General features: G+C 68.6%; 17 protein-coding genes. 10 read left to right on the forward strand and 7 right to left on the reverse strand.

What is annotated here, in order from left to right; all coding sequences use genetic code 11:
* Window positions 1-7 precede the first annotated feature (7 nt).
* Together LFT44_RS04570 and ppsA are read left to right on the forward strand one after the other, a co-directional pair.
* A complete protein-coding gene (locus LFT44_RS04570; RefSeq protein WP_236801321.1) occupies window positions 8-841 on the forward strand; it encodes a pyruvate, water dikinase regulatory protein in 834 nt (277 codons plus the stop codon).
* A gap of 146 nt (window positions 842-987) precedes the next feature.
* Complete coding sequence (gene ppsA, locus LFT44_RS04575) at window positions 988-3,417, forward strand: phosphoenolpyruvate synthase (RefSeq protein WP_236801322.1); 2,430 nt, start codon at window positions 988-990, stop codon at window positions 3,415-3,417.
* An 84-nt stretch (window positions 3,418-3,501) separates the two neighbouring features.
* Here the strand turns inward: ppsA and LFT44_RS04580 are convergent, their stop codons facing one another.
* Window positions 3,502-3,936 carry an ester cyclase gene (locus tag LFT44_RS04580; RefSeq protein ID WP_236801323.1) on the reverse strand — a complete coding sequence of 145 codons (435 nt, stop codon included), beginning with the start codon at window positions 3,934-3,936 and terminating at the stop codon, window positions 3,502-3,504.
* 181 nt (window positions 3,937-4,117) lie between these two features.
* Between LFT44_RS04580 and LFT44_RS04585 the strand changes: the two genes are divergently transcribed.
* Both LFT44_RS04585 and LFT44_RS04590 read left to right on the forward strand, forming a co-directional pair.
* Window positions 4,118-5,167, forward strand: coding sequence for a helix-turn-helix transcriptional regulator (locus LFT44_RS04585; protein ID WP_236801324.1), 1,050 nt, complete (start codon window positions 4,118-4,120; stop codon window positions 5,165-5,167).
* 16 nt (window positions 5,168-5,183) lie between these two features.
* A complete protein-coding gene (locus tag LFT44_RS04590; protein WP_236801326.1) occupies window positions 5,184-6,101 on the forward strand; it encodes a CPBP family intramembrane glutamic endopeptidase in 918 nt (305 codons plus the stop codon).
* A 38-nt stretch (window positions 6,102-6,139) separates the two neighbouring features.
* Here LFT44_RS04590 and LFT44_RS04595 read toward each other — a convergent pair whose 3' ends face one another.
* On the reverse strand, window positions 6,140-6,646 hold the full coding sequence (locus tag LFT44_RS04595; RefSeq protein ID WP_236801327.1) for a DinB family protein: 507 nt from the start codon (window positions 6,644-6,646) through the stop codon (window positions 6,140-6,142).
* Window positions 6,647-6,690: 44 nt separating this feature from the next.
* Entirely contained in the window at window positions 6,691-7,581 is an 891-nt protein-coding gene (locus LFT44_RS04600) for a potassium channel family protein (protein ID WP_236801328.1), read from the reverse strand.
* 60 nt (window positions 7,582-7,641) lie between these two features.
* Between LFT44_RS04600 and LFT44_RS04605 the strand changes: the two genes are divergently transcribed.
* Entirely contained in the window at window positions 7,642-8,142 is a 501-nt protein-coding gene (locus tag LFT44_RS04605; RefSeq protein WP_236801329.1) for a GNAT family N-acetyltransferase, read from the forward strand.
* Window positions 8,143-8,357: 215 nt separating this feature from the next.
* Here LFT44_RS04605 and LFT44_RS04610 read toward each other — a convergent pair whose 3' ends face one another.
* On the reverse strand, window positions 8,358-10,034 hold the full coding sequence (locus LFT44_RS04610) for an FAD-binding dehydrogenase (RefSeq protein WP_236801330.1): 1,677 nt from the start codon (window positions 10,032-10,034) through the stop codon (window positions 8,358-8,360).
* A 161-nt stretch (window positions 10,035-10,195) separates the two neighbouring features.
* Here LFT44_RS04610 and LFT44_RS04615 point away from each other — a divergent pair, with 161 nt between their 5' ends.
* The 5 genes from LFT44_RS04615 to fdhF all read left to right on the forward strand — a co-directional run bounded on the left by LFT44_RS04615 (window position 10,196) and on the right by fdhF (window position 17,437).
* Window positions 10,196-11,005 carry a slipin family protein gene (locus LFT44_RS04615; protein ID WP_236801331.1) on the forward strand — a complete coding sequence of 270 codons (810 nt, stop codon included), beginning with the start codon at window positions 10,196-10,198 and terminating at the stop codon, window positions 11,003-11,005.
* 173 nt (window positions 11,006-11,178) lie between these two features.
* A complete protein-coding gene (locus LFT44_RS04620; protein ID WP_236801332.1) occupies window positions 11,179-12,564 on the forward strand; it encodes an OFA family MFS transporter in 1,386 nt (461 codons plus the stop codon).
* 1 nt (window position 12,565) lies between these two features.
* Window positions 12,566-12,709 carry an MFS transporter small subunit gene (locus tag LFT44_RS04625; RefSeq protein WP_236801333.1) on the forward strand — a complete coding sequence of 48 codons (144 nt, stop codon included), beginning with the start codon at window positions 12,566-12,568 and terminating at the stop codon, window positions 12,707-12,709.
* Between the two features lie 223 nt (window positions 12,710-12,932).
* Window positions 12,933-14,681, forward strand: coding sequence for an NAD(P)H-dependent oxidoreductase subunit E (locus LFT44_RS04630; RefSeq protein WP_236801335.1), 1,749 nt, complete (start codon window positions 12,933-12,935; stop codon window positions 14,679-14,681).
* Window positions 14,678-17,437, forward strand: coding sequence for a formate dehydrogenase subunit alpha (fdhF, locus tag LFT44_RS04635; RefSeq protein ID WP_236801336.1), 2,760 nt, complete (start codon window positions 14,678-14,680; stop codon window positions 17,435-17,437). The genes LFT44_RS04630 and fdhF overlap by 4 nt, the downstream gene beginning before the upstream one ends.
* Here the strand turns inward: fdhF and LFT44_RS04640 are convergent.
* From LFT44_RS04640 to LFT44_RS04650, 3 genes are read right to left on the reverse strand one after another with little or no spacing between them, the layout of a single operon-like run.
* Window positions 17,388-17,771, reverse strand: a complete 384-nt coding sequence (locus LFT44_RS04640; protein ID WP_236801337.1) for a DUF2177 family protein — start codon at window positions 17,769-17,771, stop codon at window positions 17,388-17,390. The two genes, fdhF and LFT44_RS04640, sit on opposite strands and share 50 nt — an antisense overlap.
* Window positions 17,772-17,791: 20 nt before the next feature.
* Window positions 17,792-19,684 carry an AMP-dependent synthetase/ligase gene (locus LFT44_RS04645; RefSeq protein WP_236801338.1) on the reverse strand — a complete coding sequence of 631 codons (1,893 nt, stop codon included), beginning with the start codon at window positions 19,682-19,684 and terminating at the stop codon, window positions 17,792-17,794.
* Window positions 19,681-20,142: a MarR family winged helix-turn-helix transcriptional regulator gene (locus LFT44_RS04650; protein WP_236801339.1), complete on the reverse strand. Its 462-nt coding sequence runs from the start codon at window positions 20,140-20,142 to the stop codon at window positions 19,681-19,683. Before LFT44_RS04650 ends, LFT44_RS04645 begins: the two co-directional genes overlap by 4 nt.
* Window positions 20,143-20,145: the final 3 nt, after the last annotated feature.

A 20,145-nucleotide genomic window follows, 5' to 3' on the forward strand; every position in this document is an offset into this window, starting at 1 on the left:
TTTTTCCATGACCACTGCTGCTCTGAACACTTCTGCCCTGCGGCCTGTCTACTTCCTCTCGGACAGTACCGGCATCACCGCGGAAACGCTGGGCAATACGCTGCTCACCCAGTTCCCGGTGGATAACTTTGACCGCGTGACCATCCCCTTCATTACCACCGAGGAGCAGGCGCGGTCCGTGGTGCGGACCATCGACGCCTTGGCCGCCACCGGGCCGCGACCGCTGGTTTTTTCCACCGCGGTGAGCAGCGAAATCCGGCAGATCCTGGCCGGATGCAAGGGCGCCATGGTGGACCTGATCGGCACCCACGTGGGAGTCCTGGAGGAGGCGCTCGGACACCCGGCCAGCGGCGAACCCGGCAGGGCCCACGGGCTGGGGAACGCCGCGCGCTACCAGTCCCGGATGGCGGCGGTGGAGTATGCCATGGAGCACGATGACGGCCAGAGCCTGCGTGCGCTGGAGAAGGCCCAGGTGATCCTGGTGGCCCCGTCCCGGTGCGGCAAGACGCCCACCACCATGTACCTGGCGCTGCAGCACGGGATCTTCGCGGCAAACTTTCCGCTGGTGGACGAGGACTTCCAGCGGGACGGGCTGCCCAAACCGCTGCGGCCTTTCGTGTCGAAGTGTTTTGGCCTGTCCTCCAACCCGCTGCGCCTGAGCCAGATCCGCACGGAACGCCGGCCCAGCTCGCCGTATGCGTCCCTGCGGCAGTGCGGGTTTGAGCTGCGCAGCGCCGAACAGCTGTATGTCTCGCACCGAATCCCGTACCTGAACTCGGCCACCGTCTCCGTGGAGGAGATGGCGGCCACCATCCTGCAGCGGATGAACCTGAAGCATTAGCCCCCGATTTCACAAACGTGGCGTAGCCCACATGATGTGGAAACTCCGCTGCAGACCTGAAACTGTTAGCAGGGTTTTCCTTCCGGCCGGCACTACCGTGAACGGCCGGCCACGCCTACGCCACCCTCTGCAAAGGAGCAGTAAACATGACGACAGACGTTCTGTGGTTCTCTGAACTCGGACTCAAGGACCTGGACAAGGTGGGCGGCAAGAACGCCTCCCTGGGCGAGATGGTCCAGAACCTGACCTCCGCCGGCGTCCAGGTCCCGGACGGCTTCGCCACCACGGCCGACGCCTACCGCCGGTTCCTGTCCGATTCCGGGCTGGACCAGAAGATCGCCGACCGGCTGGTGGGGCTGGACACCGATGATGTGACCGCCCTCGCCGCAGCCGGCCAGGAGATCCGGACCCTGGTCCGCGAGACGCCCTTCCTGCCGGACTTCGAGGCGCAGGTCCGCGAGGCTTACCAGCAGCTGGTGGACAAGCACGCCGGCTCCGAGGACCTGTCCTGGGCCGTCCGCTCCAGCGCCACCGCGGAGGATCTTCCCGATGCCTCCTTCGCCGGGCAGCAGGAGACCTTCCTGAATGTGCGCGGCATCGAGAACATCCTGCAGGCCATCAAGGACGTCTTCGCCTCGCTCTACAACGACCGCGCCATCGCCTACCGCGTGCACCACAAGTTTGAACATGCCGAGGTGGCACTCTCGGCGGGCATCCAGCGGATGGTGCGCTCCGACGTCGGCGCTTCCGGCGTCATGTTCACCATGGACACCGAATCCGGCTTCAAGGACGCCGTCTTCGTCACCTCCTCCTACGGGCTGGGCGAGGCCGTGGTGCAGGGCGCCGTGAACCCGGACGAGTTCTACGTCTACAAGGCCGCCCTGGCGGCCGGGCGCCCGGCGATCCTCAAGCGTGGGCTGGGCGAGAAGGCCCTGCAGATGACGTACACCAACAGCAGCGAGATCGGCCGCACCATCGATTTCGTGCCGGTGGAGGAGGCCCAGCGCGTCCGCTTCAGCCTCACGGACGACGACGTGGAGCAGCTTGCGCGCCACGCCGTCGCCATTGAGAAGCATTACGGCCGCCCGATGGACATCGAGTGGGGCAAGGACGGGATCGACGGCGGCCTGTACATCCTGCAGGCCCGTCCGGAAACCGTGCAGTCACGCCGCGCCCCCGGCAGCATGAGCCGGTTCCGCCTGAACGAGAGCGGCCCCGTGCTGGTGGAAGGCCGTGCCATCGGCCAGCGCATCGGCGCCGGCAAGGTCCGGATCCTCACCGCCATCGACCAGATGGCCTCCTTCCAGACCGGCGACGTGCTGGTGGCGGACATGACCGACCCCGACTGGGAACCGATCATGAAGCGCGCCTCCGCCATCGTCACCAACCGGGGCGGACGCACCTGCCACGCAGCCATCATCGCCCGCGAACTGGGGATTCCCGCCGTCGTCGGAACCGGCAACGCCACCGATACCCTGTCCGACGGCCAGGAGGTCACCGTGTCCTGCGCCGATGGCGAGACGGGCGTCATCTACCAGGGCCTGCTGGACTTCAGCGTGGAGGAAACCGGCATTACCAACCTGCCCGAAGCTCCCGTTAAGGTCATGATGAACGTGGGCACGCCGGAGCAGGCGTTCACCTTCGCGCAGCTGCCCAACCACGGCGTGGGCCTGGCCCGGCTGGAGTTCATCATCAACCGGCAGATCGGCATCCACCCCAAGGCCCTGCTGAACCTGGACAGCCAGCCGGAGGATGTGGCCGCTGAAATCCGGCAGCGCATCAGCGCCTACGCCAGCCCCCGCGAGTACTACATCAAACGGCTGGCCGAGGGCGTGGCCACCATCGCCGCCGCCTTCGCGCCGGAACCGGTGATTGTGCGCATGTCCGACTTCAAGTCCAACGAGTACGCAAACCTGATCGGCGGCCCCGCCTACGAGCCGCACGAGGAAAACCCGATGATCGGGTTCCGTGGCGCGTCCCGTTACCTGGAGCCGTCCTTCCGGGACTGCTTCGACCTTGAGTGCGAGGCGCTGTCCTTCGTCCGCAACGAGATGGGCCTGACCAACGTCAAGCTGATGATCCCGTTCGTGCGGACCCTGGACGAGGCGCAGGGCGTCATCGAACTGCTGGCCGAGAACGGGCTGCGCCGCGGCGAGAACGGCCTCGAGGTGATCATGATGTGCGAGCTGCCGTCCAACGCGCTGCTCGCCGACGAGTTCCTGGAGTACTTCGACGGCTTCTCCATCGGCTCCAACGACATGACCCAGCTGACCCTGGGCCTGGACCGGGACTCGGCGATCGTGGCCAACAGCTTCGACGAGCGGGACGCGGCCGTGAAGAAGCTGCTCAGCATGGCCATCAAGGCCTGCCGGGCGAGGGAAAAGTACGTGGGCATCTGCGGCCAGGGCCCCAGCGACCACCCCGACTTCGCCGAATGGCTGGTCAAGGAAGGCGTCAACTCCGTCTCCCTGAACCCGGACACCGTGGTGGACACCTGGATCCGGCTCGCCGGCGCGTCTGATGCTCACGAAGCTGCCTCCAACGGCGCGGCGGTTGCCGCCGCCGGTGCAGCCTGACCTACAACCAGTAGCCCGCAGCTGCCAAGGGCGGTCCCGCCACAGCCGAAAGGCCGTGACGGGGCCGCCCTTGCTGCTTGGTCCTCACTGGTTGGATGGTTCAGGGAGCAGTCCCAGCTGTCCCAGGAGTTCCATCTGGTCGAAGTAGGCGTGGTGTTCCGCGATCAGGCCTGCCTGGACCCTGGCAATGTCGCAGCTTCGCACCCGGACCTGCTTTCCGGTGGCGGGCAGGGTCCCGCCGGTGGGCAGGCCCAGCGACCCGGTGTTCGTGCCCGTCACGAAACCCTCGACGATGGCCACGTCCCCGGCCTCATGCCTTGCCGACTGCTCGTACCTGACGTCCGGCATCGCCTCCCAGAAGTGGTGGAAGTAGTCCGCGATCGCCTCCCTGCCGCTGATTTCGCCTTGGTCCGGAGTCCGGAGCACGGCGTCAGTGGCGAAGCAATCCGACAGGTCCTCAATGTCTTTTGCCGCCATGGCAGCCATTAACCGGTACATGGCATCGCTTGCCTGTCCCATTTCAGCCTCCTTTGGTCCTTGGGATGAGTCCCCGAAGCGTCGCGTCCCGCGCGGCGTCCGTGAAGGAAAAGTACGACGGCGGCACGCACCACGGCGACCCCCTCGATGGGGGTTTCGGGGTGCTGCGGGAACCCCCAAAATAGGGGATTGCTGCAATGGCGGCCGGGACGATACTGGAGGTATGTGGGAGGAGCGCGCGGAGCGTGCCCGGCGGGAGATCGCTGCCATGGCCGTCGGCGGAATGGACTTGGCGGACCTCTATGCCGCGGCGCTTGCCGTTGTGCAGCGGGCGGTGCCGTTCGAGCAGGGGTGCTGGGCCGGCGTCGACCCCGACTCGATGGCGATGACCTCCATCACCAATTGGCAGCCGTGGCCGGTGGGCGGGCACCAGTTTGAGGAGTACTTCATGCGGTTTGCCCAGTCCGAGTACACGGGCCGGGAACCCAACACGTTCGTCGAGCTGCTGCGGCGCCAGCGTCCCGTCGCCAGGATTTCGGATGCGCCGCACCGGGATGTGGTCCGCAGTGTCCGGATCAACGACCTGCTCAGGCCGCTCGGCCTGGAGCATGAGCTGCGTGCCGCCTTCCGGGTGGACGAGGCGTGCTGGGGAGTGGGCAGCATCTTCCGCGAAGGCGGCCCCGACTTTACCGACCGGGAGGTGGAGTTCCTGGCCGCCGTGACCGCAACCCTGGCTGCGGCCACCCGGGCGGTTGTCCGGGTGGGGCACCCCACCGGGCCGGCCGCCGTCGGGCCCGTCATTGTCCTGGCCGGGCTGCACGGTGACCTGCGCGCCGCTACGCTCGCCGCCGCCTCCTGGCTGGCCGGGGTGGAGGACGTGGCGCCCGGCCGCTTCAGCCAGACGCTGTATGCGGTGGTCGCGCAGGCGCATGCCGCGGCGTCCGGCACGGCACGGGCCAGGATGCGCGATGCCGGGAACAACTGGGTGATGCTGCAGGCCAGCCGGCTGATTACCGGCGATGATCCGGAGCAGATGGTGGTCACTGTGGAACCCGCTACCACCCACGAACTCGCCGGCCTGCTGCTGATGGCGTACGGGGTGACTGCCCGCGAGCGGGACGTCTGCCTGGAGGTGCTGTCCGGAAACCCGACCGCAGAGATCGCCCGCCACCTGTTCATCTCCCCGCACACCGTGCACGACCACCTGAAGTCCGTGTTCGAAAAAGTCGGCGTTGGCAGCCGGGGGGAGTTGGTGGCCCGGCTCGTAGCCTGAAAGGCGGGGAGGTTCCATGCATGCCTTGACGGAATCGGTGCGCAGGCACCCGCTGCCGTGGTACTTCGGCGTGACCTTCTTCCTGTCCTGGGCCGCCATTGTGGTGGCCGTCCTGGCGGTCACGGGTGGCTTGTCGCCCACGCCGGAACAGTTCCAGCTCACCGTTCCCGTGACGGTGCCGGCCATGCTGCTGGGACCAGCTGCTGCCAGCCTGGTTCTGACGGGAATCGTGTCGGGACGGGCAGGGTACCGGGACCTCTGGTCGCGGCTGCGTGTCTGGCGGGTTGACCGGCGATGGTACCTCTTCGCACTGCTGGTGGCACCGGTGACGCTGGCGGTCCCCGTGCTGGTGCTGTGGCTGTTTTCCCTGGATTATGCGCCGCGGTTTGTCACGGAGCCGGATAAGGCAGGAACCATCCTGATGGCGCTCGCCATCGGTCTGGCGGCTGGATTTCTTGAGGAGATCGGGTGGACCGGGTTTGCCATTCCCAAGGCCAGGCAGCATTACAGCGTTCTGTGGACCGGGCTGCTGGTGGGCGTGCTCTGGGGTGTCTGGCACTTCTTCGTGAGCTATTGGGGTGGCGGCGGGACAAACGGCGGGGTGCCGCTGGCAATCTTCATGTCGCTCTGGGTGGTTTCGGTGCTCGTCGGCCAGCTGACGGCCTACCGGGTGCTGATGGTCTGGGTCTACGAACATACGGGGAGTGTGCTTGTGGCGGCGTTGATGCACGCGAGCCTGGCGGCCTTCCAGTTCATCCTTAACCCGCTGACCCCCGGAGTTCCCCAGCAGGTATACCCGTGGGGCCAGGCCGCCGCAACGTGGGTGGCGGTCGCCGCCGTGGCACTGACGAGCCGCGGCGAGATGACCGGCCGCCGCCGTTTCCTGCCCATCAACGTCCGGTCACATCACAGGGCACCGCACAGGCGGAGGTAGCTTGCGGGCCGCGTGCGGTGCCGGCCGCCGCCTCCGCTTCAGGCCGCGCCGTGCTCCGCCAGGATCTGTTCGCGCAGGATGTCCGCGTGGCCGCAGTGCTGGGCCAGCTCGCGCAGCATGTGCAGGTAGACCCAGCGAAGCGGGACTGGCCCGCGTCGGTTGCCAGTCACCACGCTGTCCAGATTCAGCGGGGCGGCTGCGGCACGGGACGCGGCACAGGCTTCCCGATGCGCCGCCCGGACCGAATCGATCGTGTCGTCGTCGTGCAGGATGAATGACTCGTCCGGCGTGGCGGGGATGCCAATCTCGCTGCGCGGGCGGCCGGTGAAGGCTTCATCGAACCAGACCTTCTCCACGAAGGTGGCGTGCTTCACCAGTCCCAGCAGCGTGGTGCGGGAGGCGACCAGCCAGCGCCGCGCCTGCTCCTCGATCAGGCCGTCCAGGCATTCGTTGAGCGCGGCCCGGTGCTCGTCCAGGAAGAACTCGAACTGCACGCGCTCGGGTTCGTTGATGACGTCGTCCATCGAGTGGAATTGGGGTGCCATAGGCAGACCCTAGCAAGGCGGGCAGCGCCCTGGAGGCAGCCACCTCACTTTCGCCGCTCCGGCGGCCGCCGGTGCCGGTGGTGGAGCTCGTAGTGGTCGAACACGTCGGAGGAGGTGCTTCCCTCGTGGCCGAACTTCCCGCGCAGCACCTCGGCCAGGTCCTCCAACGCCGCGTAGAGCATCCGCCCGGCGAACCGAAGCTCGGCGTTGTCGCTGCCCTGGGCCTCAGATGCCAGCTGGTGGGCGTAGGCAAGCGTGGCGGGCAGCGACCCCCGTTGCTCCACCTCATGGAAGTAATAGGTCTCGTTGAAGGACAACAGGTCAATGCTCACGGAGGCCACGTTCTCCGCCATCGACTCCAAAAGTCCCGTAGCGTGCCGGGCCTCCAGCGAGGCAATGCCGGACGGACCGGCTGCCTCGCGGAACAGGTTCAGCTGGTGGGCAAGCGCGCGGCGCCTGCTCAGCGCCGGGTAGGTCTGCAGGATCCAGGAGACCGTGGCGGTCAGCAGGCCAAAACCCGCAACAGCCTGGAATGCCATCACCAGCCGAAGGACCGGGTGGATGGCCACGATTTCGCCGAACCCCGCGGTGGAAAGGGCCACCAGCGAAACGTAGAGCGCCTCGGCAAAGTCGGCCTGCCGGGGAATGTCCGCCGAGTAGGAGAAGCCGGCAGGCAGGTGCGGAAGGTACAGCAGCGCCCAGCCCACCGCAGCCAGGGCAGCCCACGCCGCGATGACGGCTGCCATGGCCATCGGCGCGGCGACGGAGGAGGCCCCGCCCCGGACCTTCCTGGACACCCGCCAGAACACCCGCATGATGGTCCGGCCCACCGGACCTGAACCATGCGGGTACAGCAGCGTCATGAAGACGTCGGCGATCATCAGCAGAATCAGCGCTAAGCCCACCGCCGTGAAAAGCACGCCTTCGAAGTCCATGCCTCATCCTAAGTGCGCAGGATGGCGCGGGAACGCCGGCCCGCTGGCTAGGCTGGCGCCATGGACTTTCGACTTCGCCAGGCCACGCCGGAGGACGCCGAGGCAGTGGTGCTCATGCAGACGCAGGCGCACGAGGAGTGCTACCAGCACCTGCTGTCGGCGGATTTCTTCGCGCGGCGCAGGGCCAGCATCCCGGAGCGGGTGGTGCGGCGGCGGACGTTCCTGGCCAGGGATGAGCCGCGGATCCTTGCCTTCGACGGCAACGACCAGCTTGTGGGCTACGCGGACGCCGGCCCCGGCCGGGAGGACGACGCCCCCGAAGCGCTGGAGCTCTACTCTATCTACACCCTCCGGCGCACCTACGGAACGGGGCTGGGGGCGGCCCTGGTGAGTGCCGCCGTCGGCTCCGGCCCGGCCTACCTGTGGGTGCTGGAAAACAATCCCCGCGCCCTGGCCTTCTACCGGAAGCAGGGGTTCCGGCCGGATGGCAAGCGCAACACCCTGCCGCCCGAATGGGAGGAACTGCCCGAAGTCCGGCTGGTGCGGCGGGCGCAGCCTTAGCAGCAGGAGGCGACGGGAGCTGCGTACGACGGCGGCAGTGCGCGCCCAACGCGAGATGACAGTTCACGGCAGTGCTTCACAGGAACATTGCTGCGAACTGCCATCTCGCGGGTTATGGACGACGGCGGGCGCCGCGTCCGTGCCGTAGGTGCGGTTGAGTTCGCGGGAAGTGAGGACGTTCGGCCTGGGTGCCGGGCAGGCCAGCCGGGGTGAGGTCAGAGCGCGGCGGCCAGGCTCCGGCCCACGGTGAGCCCGGTGAAGATGCAGCCGCCCAGGAAGGTGCCCTCGAGCGCGTTGTAGCCGTGGGCGCCGCCGCCGCCGAAGCCGGCTGCCTCGCCTGCCGCGTAAAGGCCGGGAATGGCAACGCCGTCGTGCCCGAGCGCCTGGCCGGACAGGTTGGTCTGGATCCCGCCGAGGGTTTTCCGCGTGACCACATGCAGCCGCACGGCGATCAGCGGCCCGGCCTTCGGGTCCAGGAGCCGGTGCGGCTTCACGGTCCGGAACAGCCTGTCGCCCAGGAAGCGGCGGCTGTTGCGGATGCCTGCCACCTGGGCGTCCTTGGAGTAGGGGTTCCGGACCTCGGCGTCGCGTTCCCCGATCTGCCGCCGGAGCTGTGCGTAGTCCAGCAGCGGCTCCTCCGTCAGCCCGTTCATCCCGCGGACCAGATCCGCCAGGTCGTCCGCCACCACGAAGTCCGCGCCGTGTTCCTTGAACGCCTCGATGGGGGCGCCGGCGCCGCGGCCCAGCCGGGTCCGGAGCAGCAGCTTGAGGTCTCGGTTGGTGATGTCCGGGTTCTGCTCGGAGCCGGAGAGGGCGAACTCCTTCTCGATGATGCGCTGGTTGAGGATGAACCAGGAATGGTCGTACTGCTGGATGTCGGCGGTGGTTCGCAGGAGGTTCAGGGTGCCCAGGGTGTCGTAGCCCGGCAGGCCGGGGGAGGGGAGCCGCCGGCCCAGCGCATCGAACCACAGCGAGGACGGGCCCGGCAGGATCCGGATGGCGTGGTCCGGCCAGATGGGGTTCCAGTTCTGGATGCCCTCCGTGTAGTGCCACATGCGGTCCCGGTTTACCAGCCGGACGCCGGACTGGTCCGCGATGTCCAGCATCCGCCCGTCCACGTGCTGCGGCACCCCGGTGACCATCTTCTGCGGCGGCGTCCCCAGCCGTTCCGGCCACCAGCGGCGCACCTGGTCGTGGTTGCCGCCGATCCCGCCGGATGCGATGACCACCGCCTGCGCCTGCAGCTCGAACCCGCCAACCACCTCCCGGGTGGAGGACACCCCGCGCGGGGACGTGTCCGGTGCCAGTACCGAGCCCCGCACCCCGGTGACCGTGCCGCCGTCGTACGTTAAACCGTCCACCCGGTGCCGGAAAAAGAACCGGACGCTGCCCGACGAAGCCGCCTCGCGGGCCTTGTCAGCGAACGGCTCGGAGACGCCGGTGCCGGTGCCCCACGGGACGTGGAAGCGGGGGACTGAGTTGCCGTGGCCGCCGGCCCTGCCGTCTCCGCGCTCGGCCCAGCCCACCAGCGGCGTGAACCGGATGCCCTGCTGCTGCAGCCAGGCGCGCTTCTCCCCGGCGGCGAACTCGACGTACGCGTGGCCCCACTGGCGGGCCCACTCGTCCTCGGGAAGGCGGCCGGACAGCCGGTCCCACTGTGCCGATCCCTGCCAGTCCTGCCACGCCAGCTCGAAGGAATCCTTCACGCCCAGGCGGCGCTGCATCGGGGTGTCCACCAGGAAGAGCCCGCCCAGGGACCAGAACGCCTGCCCGCCCAGGTTGGCCTCATTCTCCTGCTCCACGACGGCCACCCGCTTGCCCGCGCGGACCAGTTCGTTGACGGCCACCAGCCCCGCCAGGCCGCCGCCGATGATGATGACGTCCGCGTCCATGCGATCCCTGCCCCGGTTGTTGGTAAGTGAGAGTTCAGCATCAAACTACAGCAGGTTTGAAGCTCTCCCTTTCAAGGTTGGTGGGAGAATGGAGCCGGGACATCTGTCACGGCGCCGCCCGGTTCCGGCAGGTCCCGCCAGCAATTCAGGAGGGGATCCTTATGGACCCCACCACATTGGTTGTCATCGTCCTGGTCATCCTGCTGCTCATCGTCGCGAGGATGGCGGTCCGGATTGTGCGTCAGTTCGAAAAGGGCGTGCTCTTCCGGCTTGGCAGAGTCATCGGAGTTCGGGAACCTGGCCTGCAGTTCATCATCCCGGTGATCGACAGGCTGCAGCTGGTCAGCCTGCGGATCGTCACCATGCCCATCCAGTCCCAGGGCATCATCACCCAGGACAACGTGAGCGTGGACGTCTCCGCGGTGGCCTACTACCGGGTGGTGGACGCCGTGAAGTCGGTCGTCGCGATCGAGAACGTGGCCGCGGCCATCGACCAGATCGCCCAGACCACGCTGCGGAAAGTCGTAGGCCAGCACACCCTGGACCAGACCCTGTCGGAGACCGCGAGGATCAACGCCGACATCAGGGAAATCCTTGATGTACTTACCGTCGAATGGGGCGTCGAGGTCACGCTGGTGGAGCTGAAGGACATCCAGCTGCCCGAAAGTATGAAGCGTGCCATGGCCCGCCAGGCCGAAGCGGAACGCGAAAAAAGGGCAAAGATTATCGCCGCCGAAGGCGAAGCGATCGCCGCAACAGCCCTCGGTGACGCCTCCGACACCATGATGGCCCACCCGCTGGCACTGCAGCTTCGAAACCTGCAGTCCCTCGTAGAGATCGGCGTGGACAAGAACACCACGGTCGTCTTCCCCGCCCCGCTGATGAGCACCATTGGCGAACTCTCCGCCTTCCTGGCCCGCGAAGGCCAGGCGGCATCCTCCGGCAGCACGTCACCCGTCAAGGCGGCCTGACTTTCGCCTGCACGCCGCTCGGCACAAAAAACCCGCCGCTCGGCGCGCCAACAGTACGTTTGCTGATGATTTGCATCATGATTGCCGAAGGCAACGGGCCGGGCCAAACCAAGGCCCTTGGCCTCTGGCCCGATCAGACATTGACGTCTTCCACAAGCAAAGGGAATCAAACCATGGGCTTCCTGGACCGTGACCACTCCATCGCCCCGCCGGGCTTCAACCGCTGGCTGGTGCCGCCCGCCGCGCTCGCCGTCCACCTGTGCATCGGGCAGGCCTACGCCACCAGCGTGTACAAGACCGCGCTGGTCAAGCACTTCGGCGCCAGCCTCACCGAGGTCGGCGTCATCTTCTCCATTGCCATCGTGATGCTGGGCCTCTCCGCCGCGATCATGGGCACCTGGGTTGACACCAACGGCCCGCGCAAGGCCATGTTCACCGCCGCCATGTTCTGGGTGGGCGGCTTCCTGATCGGTTCGCTGGGCATCTTCACCCGCCAGCTCTGGCTGGTGTACCTGGGCTACGGCGTGGTGGGCGGCATCGGCCTGGGCATCGGCTACATCTCGCCCGTGTCCACGCTGATCAAGTGGTTCCCGGACCGGCCCGGCCTGGCCACCGGCATGGCGATCATGGGCTTCGGCGGCGGTGCGCTGATCGCCAGCCCGGTATCCCAGGCCCTGCTCAAGGCATACGACCCCAACTCCGGTGCGCAGGGCTGGGTTGCCAGCGGCGATGCCGTGGGCAAGCTCTTCCTGACCCTCGCCGCCGTCTACCTCGTGTACATGCTCTTCGGTGCGTTCACCATCCGGGTGCCTGCGGAGGGGTGGCGGCCCGCCGGGTTCGACCCCGCCAAGGTCAAGGCGGCAAAGCTGGTGACCACGGATAACGTGTCCGCGAAGAACGCCATCAAGACCCGGCAGTTCTGGCTCGTGTGGGTGGCGCTGTTCTGCAACGTCACCGCGGGCATCGGCATCCTGGAGCAGGCAGCGCCCATGATCCAGGACTTCTTCCGGCAGTCCGACGGCAAGTCCCTGGTGACCGCGAGCGTCGCGGCCGGCTTCGTGGGGCTGCTGTCCATCGGCAACATGACCGGACGCTTCGCCTGGTCCGCCACCTCCGACGTCACCGGACGCAAGCGGATCTACATGATGTACCTGGGCGTCGGCGCCGTGCTCTACATCATCCTGGCGCTGGCCGGCTCCACCTCGACCTTCCTGTACGTGGCACTGGCGTTCGTCATTATTTCCTTCTACGGCGGCGGTTTCGCCACAGTCCCTGCTTACCTGAGGGACCTGTTTGGGACCTATCAGGTGGGCGCCATCCACGGCCGGTTGCTCACCGCATGGTCCGCGGCCGGGGTCGCCGGGCCGCTGATCGTGAACTCGATCCTCGACGCGCAGGGCAAGCCGGGCCAGCTGAACGCCGCGTCCTACCAGCCCGCACTGCTGACCATGGTGGCGCTGCTGGTGATCGGCTTCATTGCCAACCTGCTGGTCAAACCCGTCGATGCCCGATTCCACGAACCCCGCCCCGAGCGGCACACATCTTCCATGGAGGCCTGACATGAGCAGCACTGCACACACCCCCGGCGCCCAGCCGGTCAAGCGGTCCACCGGCCGGCTAATCCTGGGCTGGGCTTTGGTAGGGATCCCGCTGGCTTACGGCGTCTTCCAGACACTGACCCAGGTGGCGGCGCTCTTCGGATAGTCCGCTACGCTTGCTTGTGCGTCACACTGGCCCAGTTTTCAGGGACGAACGTCCGTGGGGCCGCTGAATTTCAGCGGTTTCCTCCTGAAAACTGGGCCAGTCTGTGCTCGGGAGTGACGCCGGGCACGACGGCAGGGGCCGGGTGCACCAGTCCGCGCTCCACATGCGGGCGGGGACTTTGGACCCTTCCCTGGGCTGCTCCGATGCGACGAGGGTTGGGGTCATGCAGGAACCCCGGCAGCCGGGCTCCCCACCCGATGGCACGGGGGATTGGACCACGGACGATCCGTTCCGGCGGTATGCCGCCCGCTTCGGGCGTGAAATCACCCGTGTCCCCGACTCATTGCGGCAATCCATGGCCGGCACGGACGCTGCCGGGCTCGGCCCCGAGGGTGGCCCGGGGACCGCCCGCGGGATAGCCCGCACCCTGGGCCTTCCCGCCGCGGCCGTGGAAGGCCCGGCGTCCTTCTTCGCCGATTTCGCGGTGCCCCACGGCAACAGGCACGTGCGGGTGTGCACCGCCGCGGCATGCTTCGCGGCAACCGGCGGGACGCACCTGGCCACCGTGGAGGCGGCACTCGGAGTGGAGGCCGGGAGCCGGGCCGGGGATGGCTCCGTCTCGTTCCAGGCCGTGCACTGCCTGGGCTTCTGCTATTCGGGGCCGGCAGCGCTGGACGGCACTGAGGCACACGCCGGGCCGGACCTGGCAGCTCAACTGACGCAACAAGCTCCCCGGACCGCTCCGCCCATCCCGGTGGCGAGCAGCAGCCGGGTGCCGGTGGTGACGGCCGGGGTGCTGGGAGAAGCGCAGCCGTGGTTGGTATGGCCCGCCATCGCAGCCTCCGCAGCCCCCGGGGATGTGCTGGCAGAAGTGGAAGCGGCGCAACTGCGGGGTCGGGGTGGGGCAGGCTTCCGTACCGCCGCGAAATGGCGGGCTGCGCTTGAGCACCCTGCGCCCCGGGTGGTGGTGGCCAACGGTGACGAGGGGGACCCGGGCTCCTTTGCCGACCGGCTCCTGATGGAAGAGGATCCGCACCGCGTCCTGGAGGGCCTGGCCCTGGCCTGCTTCGCCGTCGGCGCGGACACCGGAATCGTTTTTGTCCGCTCCGAGTATCCCCGTGCCGCGACCATGCTGCGGGAGGCGCTGGCTGCAGCTCGGGAAGCCGGCCACCTTGGCCCGGACGCGGCGGGCAGTGGAACGCGGCTGGACATTCGGGTGGCGGTTGGCGCCGGGTCCTACGTGTCCGGCGAGGAAACCGCCCTGCTGAACGGGCTCGAGGGACTGCGCGGCGTGGTGCGGCCGCGCCCGCCGTTCCCCACAGAACACGGGCTGCACGGCAGGCCCACCGTGGTGAACAACGTGGAGACACTCTGCGCCGTCCCGTGGATCATGCAGCAAGGCGGTCCCGCGTACGCGGAGATGGGAACTGCAACCGAGTCCGGGACGGTGCTGGCATGCCTGTCCGAGCGGTTCCTCCGGCCCGGCGCCTATGAGGTGGAGATCGGCACGCCCGTCCGGAGGATCGTGGAGGACCTCGGGGGCGGACTGCGTGACGGCGCCACCCTGCGCTCGCTGCAGATAGGCGGTCCGTTGGGCGGTTTCCTTGGCCCTGACGACCTCGATATCCCGCTGAGCGAAGCCGCCCTGTCCCGGCATGGGGCAGCCCTGGGCCACGCGGGAATCGTCGCCTTCGATGACCGGCTGACCGGCACCCAGGTGCTGCAGAACCTCTGGGACTTCGCCGCGGAGGAGAGCTGCGGGCAGTGTTCGCCCTGCAGGGTGGGCACGTGGCGCGGGCGGGCGCTGGCCGGCCTGCCGGAAGACCCGCAGCAGGGGGACGACGGCGGCGCGCAACGCAACCACGTGCTGCGCACCATGGCAGTGGGCAGCCTGTGCGCATTCGGACGCCGCGTCCCGGCTGCGGTGCGAAGCCTCGCCCGTGTCTACGGACTTTCCGGGTGGACGGCATGAGGCTCTCCGTCGACGGGCACCCGGTGGACGTGCCGGCCGGCGCAACCCTGCTCGACGCCGCGCGCGCCGCCGGCCTGGCGATTCCCACCTTGTGCCACGATGACCGGCTCAGCACTGTGGCCTCGTGCCGGACGTGCCTGGTGGAAGTGGCCGGCCGCGGCCTCGCGGCAGCCTGCAGCACACCTGCCCAAGACGGGCTTGTCATCGCGGTGGAAGCCTCCCGGCCGGACCGGCGGGCGGCACTCGAAGCCATCGTGGCGGGACTGCCGCCGCGGGCGCTGGACGCATACCAAGGTGGGCCGGAGGCGGACCGGAGTGAGCTGGCCCGGGAGTGTGCGGAGCACGGTGTGCGCGCCCCGGCGGGCGCCGTGCTGCTCCCGGTCCGCGGCGTCGACCACTCCCACCCGTACGTCAAGCTGGACCGCGACCTTTGCATTGCCTGCGGGCGGTGCGTGCGCGCCTGCGCGGAGATCCAGGGCACGTTCGCCCTGACCCTGGTGGGCAGGGGAGCGGGGACGGTGGTGGCGCCGGGGACGGGTGGCCCGTGGGCGGAATCAGATTGCGTCTCCTGCGGCGCCTGCGTGGACACCTGCCCCACGGGGGCCCTCTCGGACCCCGGGCTGCTGGACCTGCAGCGGACAACCAGCGAACAAGCACCCAGCGAACAAGCACCCAGTGACCAGGCACCCAGCGAACAGCGGACGACGACGACATGCGGCTATTGCGGCGTCGGTTGCACTTTGGAGGTGGCCACCCGGGGCAGCAGCATCATGACCGTCAAGCCGGCCATGAACGGGTCCCTCAACCGGGGACATGCCTGCGTCAAAGGCCGGTTTGCCCACGGGTTCCTCAACTCAGCGGAGCGGCTCAGCACGCCCCTGATCCGGCGGAACGGGACGCTGACTCCCGCAACCTGGGACGAGGCCATCGGGTTCGTGGCTGGCAGGCTCACCGCAGTCCGGGACGCAGACCCGGACGGATTCGCCCTGATCTCATCGGCACGGGCCACGAATGAGGAGAACTACCTGGCCCAGAAGTTTGCCCGCGCCGTCATGGGAACCAACAACGTGGACAACTGTTCCCGTCTCTGCCACGCCCCCTCGGCCACCGGCCTGGCTGCCGCCTTCGGCCTGGGTGGCGGGACCAACCCGTTTGATGACCTGGATGCGTGTGACGCGATCCTGCTGGTGGGTGCAAACCCGACGGCGGCACACCCCGTGGTGGGCTCACGCATCTTCCAACGGGTCATGGGCGGAGCGCGCCTGGTGGTGGTGGATCCCCGGCGGACGTACCTGGCCAGGCACGCGGACGTCCATCTCCGGCCCCGGCCGGGAACCAACGTGGCTGTGTTTAACGGCCTGGCGCACGTCCTGGTGCGGGAGGGGATGGTTGATTCCGCGTTCCTGGCGGCGCACGCCACCGGTTATGAGGAACTGCGGGTGCTGCTGGAGGACTACCCACCGGACCGGGTGGCAGCGATCAGCGGGGTGCCGGTGGAGGACCTTGTGCGGGGGGCCCGGCTGTATGGCCAGGCAGCGGCGCCGGCCATCTTCTATGGCCTGGGCGTGACGGAGCACCTGCACGGCACGGATGGTGTCCGTACGCTGGCCAACCTGGCAGTCCTGCGCGGAGCTGCGGGACCAGGCGGCGGAGGCGGTGTGAACCCGCTACGGGGACAGAACAACGTCCAGGGTGCTTCGGACATGGGGGCCCTGCCGGACCTGCTGCCCGGGTACCAGAAGGTCGGTGACCCTGCCGCGCGGGACCGGTGCGCGGCCGTCTGGCGGGCTGAAGTGCCTGCCCGGCCCGGGCTTCGGATCCCGCAAATGTTTGCCGCCGCCCGGTCCGGGGCGCTCCAGGCGCTCTGGATCATTGGCGAGGACGTGCTCACCACGGACCCGGACAGCACCGCCGTCCGCGCCGCGCTGGAGGCCTGCCCGCTGGTGATCTGCAACGACCTGTTCCTCTCCGATACCGCCGCGGCCGCCGACGTCGTATTCCCTGTGGCGGCATGGCTGGAGAAGGAAGGAACGTTCGTCAACTTTGACCGGCGCTTCCAGCGGGTCCGGGAAGCCGTTGCACCCCCTGCAGGTGTCCGCACGGACTTTGCCGTGCTGCACGCCGTCGCGGACCGGATGGGGGCGGGCCTCGGCTGCGAAACGCCCGCGGATGCCATGGCGGAGTGCGCCGCCGTGGCGCCCCTGTTCGGCGGTGTCACGCACTCCCGGCTGGACCGTGAAGGGCCGCTGCACTGGCCGTGCGGATCCCCGGATTCCCCCGGCACGCCCCGGCTTTACGAGGACCGCTTCGCGACGCCGGACGGGCTGGCCCACCTCGCCGCCAGGCATTATCTTCCGCCCGGCGAGGAGTGCGATGGGGAGTTCCCGTTCCTGCTGATCACGGGCCGCAGGGCGGAGCATTACAACTCGGGGAGCATGACGCGCCGCACCGCCAACCTGCGCCTGCTGGGCCGGGAGACGGTGGACGTCGGGCCGGGCGGCGCCGCGGCGCTGGGCGTTGGCGACGGTGACACCGTCCGGGTGGCGAGCAGGCACGGGGAGGCGGTGCTTCAGGTGAAGATCAGTGACGACGTCGAACCGGGCCAGGTGTTCGCCGGTTTCCACTTCCCCGGCGCCGCGGTCAACGGACTCACCTCGCCGGTGGGGGATGAGGCCACCGGCTGCCCGGAGTACAAGGTGACCGCGGTCAGGCTGGCTGCGTCTCCCCAATCCGCCGGCGGAGGACCGTCGCGGTAATCCACGTGACCAGGCTGCAGGCCGCGGCGCCCCAGAGGATGTCCGTCACGGCCACCAGCGCGGTGAAGTCCTTCAGCACGGCAAACCCGGTGAGCGCCCACGTGGCGTAGGTGAAGAACCCGAACAGTGCCGCCCCCGTGACCCGCTGCCGCACGGAGACGTCCTGGGCGTTTGGACGGACGCCGTAGTGCACCATTCCCGCCACGAAAATGACATAGAACAGCACCGCGCCCAGGAGGTTCGCCTTGGGCGCCAGCAGGCCGCCGATCTGGCCCTGGTACAACGGGTTGGCCACCAGCAGGATCCACGCCACGTCCAGCACGGCGAAGATCAAGGCAGTGACTACGTAGGCGGTCAGCCAGTTCCTGGTGCGGGGGCTCGTGCTCTGCTCCTTGCGTCGGTGTAGAGGTTTTCCACGAAGTGGCGGGCGCGTTCTGTGAAGACGGCGCGTTTGAGCTTCATGGTGGGGGTGACCAGCCCGTGGGACTCGTTGAGGTCGGCCAGCAGCAGCACGAACTTTCGCACCTGTTCCGGCCGGGCCAGGCGGGCGTTCGCGGCAGTGACCACTTTGCCCACCACCCCCAGCAGCCGCTCGTCCTCGATCTGGACCGCGCTGCCGTCATCGGGGATCCGCAGCCCGGCAAGGTCGGCGATGCCCTCCCGCTCGGCCCAGGCCGCCACGGACTCCGGGTCCAGCAGCACCAGCCCGCCCAGGTACGGTTTGCCCTCGCCCACCATGACGGCGTGCGCCACCAGGGGGTCGCCCTCCACGTAGCCTTCCCAGATGGAGGGGGTCACGGTTTTGCCGCCCGCGGTGACGATCACGTCCTTGATCCGGCCCTTGAGGGTGAGCCGGCCGCCGGAGTCCAGGGAGCCCAGGTCTCCGGTGCGGAAGAAGCCGTCCACAAAAGCGCCGTCGTTGTCTGATGCCCGGCGGTATCCGGCGAAGACTCCCACGCCGCGGGCCAGCACTTCGCCCTGGTCCGAGATCCGCACGGTGGTGCCGGGCATCGGCACGCCGACCGTTCCGGAATGGATGGCGCCGGGCAGGTTGCCGGTGAGCGGGGCAGTGGTCTCCGTGAGCCCGTAGCCTTCGATGACGGGCAGGCCCAGGCCGCGGAAGAAGAGGGACAGGTCGGCGTCCAGGGCGCCGGCGCCGGAGAGCAGGCAGTCCAGTCGGCCGCCCACCAGCGCCCGGAGGCGGGCGTAGAAAAGCCGGTCGAACACCGCGCGCCGCACCCGCAGGCCGCGCGGGGCACTCAGGGAGGGATCGGCGTCGTGCGCTTCGGCAAACCGGCCCCACTCCACGGCCGTGCGCGGCGCCAACGCCCACACGCGGCCCAGGTGTTTCTGCGCCGCGGCGGCGGCTGCGGAGGCCTGGATTTTCTGCAGGACGCGGGGGACCACCACCAGGAACGTGGGCCTGAGCGCGCCGAGGGCGGGCACCACGTCGCGGGGGTCGGAGAGATGCGCGATGCGCATGCCGTTGGCCACGCAGATCAGCTGCAGGCCGCGGGCCAGGACGTGCGCCATGGGCAGGAAGATGATGGTATTGCCGTCCTCGCGGACCACGCTGGTGTAGGCGGCGCCCACGTTGAGGATCTGGCCGACAAAGTTGCGGTGGGTGATCAGGGCGCCCTTGGGAGCTGCGGTAGTGCCGGAGGTGTAGACGATGGTGGCCACCGAATCGAGGTCGTGCAGCAGGCGGCGTTCCTCCACGTCGCCGTCCGGCACGTCCGCGCCGCCCTGGACCAGGGCAGCCAGGTCCGCGCCCTGGCGCGTGTCCATGGTCCAGACGCCCAAGTTCGCCGCGCCGTTCCCGGCGAATCCCTGCTCCAGCAGGGCAGCGTGCGCGGCGGTGCCGGCGATCGCCAGGCGCACGGCTGCGTCTTCCAGGACGGCGGTCACCTGCGGCTGGGCGGAGGTTTCGTAGATGGGAACCACGACGGCGGCGGCGAACCACGCTGCCATGTCCGCCACCGCCCATTCATAGCGGGTGGGGGACATGATGGCCATCGAATCGCCGGGCTGCAGGCCGGCGGCGATCAGGCCCTTGGCCAGGGCGCGGACTTCGTCCAGGAACTGCCGGGTGGTCACCTGTCGCCAAGGATCGGTGACGGGGGCCCCGCCGGCCCGGACCTCGAAGGCGACGTTGTCCGGGGAGGTGCGGAAGCGGTGCATCAGCAGGTCCGTGGCGTTCCGGTGCCCGGACAGGTCGGCCAGCGGCGGGGAGGTGAACTCTCTCAAGGGGTGTCCTTCTCGGAAAGGGAGTGCAGGTGGTCCTGCATGAGGTTCAGTGCGATGTTGAGGAAGTCTGCGACGGCGTCCTGCCGGGCGCGGGGGAGGGCTTCGAGGTGCTGGTTGGTGGCGTCCATGAGGGGGCGCATCAGGTCCATGATGTCCTTGGTGGCCGCGGGGGTGGCGCTGACATGCACGTGCCGCCGGTCCTCCTCCGAGCGAAGCCGTTCGGCGTAACCGCGCGCTTCCAGCCGTCCGACGATGGCGGTGGTGGTGGCAGCGGTGGCGCCCAGCTTTTCGGCAAGGGTGCCGACGGTGACTGCCCCTGACTGGGCCAGCGCCGAGAGTGCGCGGTAGTCGGTGAGGTTCAGGTGTAGGCAGCGGGCCACTTCCCGCTCGGTTTCGTTGGCGAGGTCGAACAAAGCCTGGAGCGCGGACGCGGCGGGGTGGTAGGGCGGCGGGGCCATGGT

The sequence above is a fragment of the Arthrobacter sp. FW306-05-C genome (assembly GCF_021801725.1).
Classification (GTDB): domain Bacteria; phylum Actinomycetota; class Actinomycetes; order Actinomycetales; family Micrococcaceae; genus Arthrobacter.